The organism is Myxococcus sp. AB025B (assembly GCF_006518215.1).
GTDB classification, from domain to species: Bacteria; Myxococcota; Myxococcia; order Myxococcales; family Myxococcaceae; genus Myxococcus; species Myxococcus fulvus.
In genome coordinates this window covers 1-2,628 of the sequence record NZ_SRLW01000561.1, presented here as the reverse complement: position 1 = coordinate 2,628, position 2,628 = coordinate 1, and the positions used below count along the sequence as shown (strand labels likewise).

Genomic DNA, 2,628 nt, shown 5'->3' with positions numbered 1-2,628 from the left:
GGAGACCATGGCGCCTTCTCCATCACGGAGGACTTCGTCAGCCTGGTGGGCGTGGTGCCCCAGGTGCCGCCGCTGGACGACAAGGGGCAGCCGTGGGCGGGGCCGCAGGGCATTGGAGATCTGGCGCTGTACGCGCCGGCGCATGTGCTCGCGTCCATCACCGTGCCGTCTGGCTGGGTGGTGCACGCCACCGGCGCGGCCATGGGCGAGGTGCCGGAGCGTGACGGCCGGGTGCGCTACGCCTTCGCCGCGGGCGCGGTGCGCGACTTCCCCATCCTCGTGTCGAAGGGCTACGCGGTGTCCACGGCCACGGTGAACGGCGTCACGGTGGAGAGCCACTACGCCGCGCGCAACCAGGACGTGGGCGAGCGCGTGCTCAAGTACGCCACGTCCGCGCTGGCGGAGTTCGAGAAGCGCCTGGGGCCCTTGCCGTACACGCACTTCCGGGTGGTGGAGGCGCCGTTGTCAGGAGGGGCGGGCGGGATGGAGTTCCCCGGCCTCATCACCGTGGCGACGTCGCTGTACCGCGGCGTGGTGGACCCGCTCGAGATGGTGGCGGGCCACGTGGACCTGGAGCAACTGAAGGAAGTGATGGAGGCGCTGGGCCCGTTGGGCGCGGGGGCGCCGATGGCGCAGATGGGCGAGACGCTGGAGCGCACGCTGGAGTTCACCGTCGCGCACGAGGTGGCGCACCAGTACTTCGCGGGGCTGGTGGGCTCGGACCCCATCAACGCGCCCGTGGTGGACGAGTCCCTGGCGCAGTACGCGGCGCTGCTCTACATCGAGTGGAAGCACGGCAAGAAGGCCGCCGAGTCGATGCGCAAGGAAGCGCTGGTGGCGCCGTACCACATGTACCGGATGTCGGGCGGCGAGGACGCGCGGGCGGACCGGCCCACGGGCGCGTTCGATGGGGAGATGGAGTACGGCGCGCTGGTGTACGGCAAGGCGCCGCTGCTGCACCACGCGTCGCGCAAGCTGGTGGGCGACGCGGCCTTCTTCCAGGGCCTGCGCTCCTACGTGGACACGTACCGCTTCAAGTGGACGTGCAAGGAGTGCTTCACCAAGGAGCTCGCCAAGGCGAGTCCCGGCAACGGCAAGGCGCTCGAGCGGCTGCGCGTGCGCTGGTGGCAGGAGGCGCGCGGTGACGATGACCTGGGCCTGCCCAACCTGGACTCGGTGATGGACAGGCTGGGGGCGGGCAGCAGTGGCCTGGACGCGGAGGCGCTGGACGCCCAGGCCAAGGAGCTGCTGGAGCAGCTGCTGCCCTCACTGTTGGGACAGTGAGGGCAGGGCGCCTTCAGTCGAAGAGCGCCTGGACGAACTCGCGCGGCTCGAAGCGGCGCAGGTCGGCGACCTTCTCGCCCACGCCCACCCAGACCACGGGCAGCTTGAGCTCGTCGCAGATGCCGATGATGACGCCGCCCTTGGCGGTGCCGTCGAGCTTCGTCAGGGCGATGGCGGTGACCCCCACGGCCTCGTGGAACTGCTTGGCCTGCTGGATGGCGTTCTGGCCGTTGGTGGAGTCGAGCACCAGCAGCACCTCGTGCGGCGTGCCCGGCATGGCCTTGTCCATGACGCGCTTGACCTTCTTCAGCTCCTCCATCAGCGGCGCCTTGGTGTGGAGCCGGCCCGCCGTGTCGGCGATGACGACGTCGGCGCCCTCGGCCTGGGCCTTCTTGATGGCGTCGAAGATGACCGAGCCCGGGTCTCCGCCCTCGGCGCCCTTCACGAGCTGCGCCTTGGCGCGCTCGGCCCACACGTCGAGCTGCTCGGTGGCCGCCGCGCGGAACGTGTCGCCCGCGGCCAGCACCACCTTCTTGCCCTCGCCGGTGAGCTTCGCGGCCAGCTTGCCGATGGTCGTCGTCTTCCCCGCGCCGTTGACGCCCACCACCATGACGACGTGCGGCGGACCGCCGCCCTCCAGCGAGCGCGGCACCGGCAGGTCGACGATGCGCGCCACCTCCGTGCGGATGAGGTCCTTGATGCGCTCGGAGTCCTTCAGCTCGCTGCGCTTGAGCTTCTCGCGCGCCACGTCCACGAGCGTGCTCGCGGTGCGCACGCCGATGTCCGCGGTGAAGAGAATCTCCTCCAGCTCCGCCAGCACGGACTCGTCCACCTGGCGCTGCGAGCCGAACAGCCCGTTGAGGCGGGCCATGAAGCCCTGGCTCTTGGTCTTGTCCAGGCCCTGGGCCAGCGTGCGGCCCGCCTCCGCCTCCACCTTGGCGCGGGCGGCGGCCTCCTCGGCGCGGCGGGCCTCCTCGACGGCGGCGGCCTCGCGGGCGCGCTCCTCCTCCAGGAGTCGCTGGGCCTCGGCCTGCTCGCGCTTGCGCCGCTCACGGGCCTCGTCGTCGGCGGCCTTCTTCGCGCGGTACTCGACGCGCTTCTCCTCCTCCTCGCGCTCCTTGAGGGCGCGGGCCTGCTCCTCCAGCCGGGCGCGCTCGCCGGCGTCCGGGGTGGTCCGGGCCGCGCGGGTCAGCTCCTCGCGCTGGCGGGCCAGCTCCTGGGCGCGGGCGTGACGGTCATCGGCTCGGGCAGCGGCATCCCGTTCAAGATTGATTCGGGCGGCAAGGTGCGCGACGCGCGCGCGGGCTCGCTGGACTACTTCGTCGCGACCACGGACACCTTCGG

2 protein-coding genes are annotated in these 2,628 nt (G+C 71.6%); one reads left to right on the top strand and one right to left on the bottom strand.

Going from position 1 to position 2,628, the window contains the following annotated elements:
• The coding region (locus tag FL311_RS44640) for a M1 family aminopeptidase (RefSeq protein ID WP_141333322.1) at window positions 1-1,284 on the top strand (1,284 nt) is incomplete at its 5' end.
• Between the two features lie 13 nt (window positions 1,285-1,297).
• Here FL311_RS44640 and ftsY read toward each other — a convergent pair.
• The coding region (gene ftsY / locus FL311_RS42560; protein ID WP_228557462.1) for a signal recognition particle-docking protein FtsY at window positions 1,298-2,628 on the bottom strand (1,331 nt) is incomplete at its 5' end.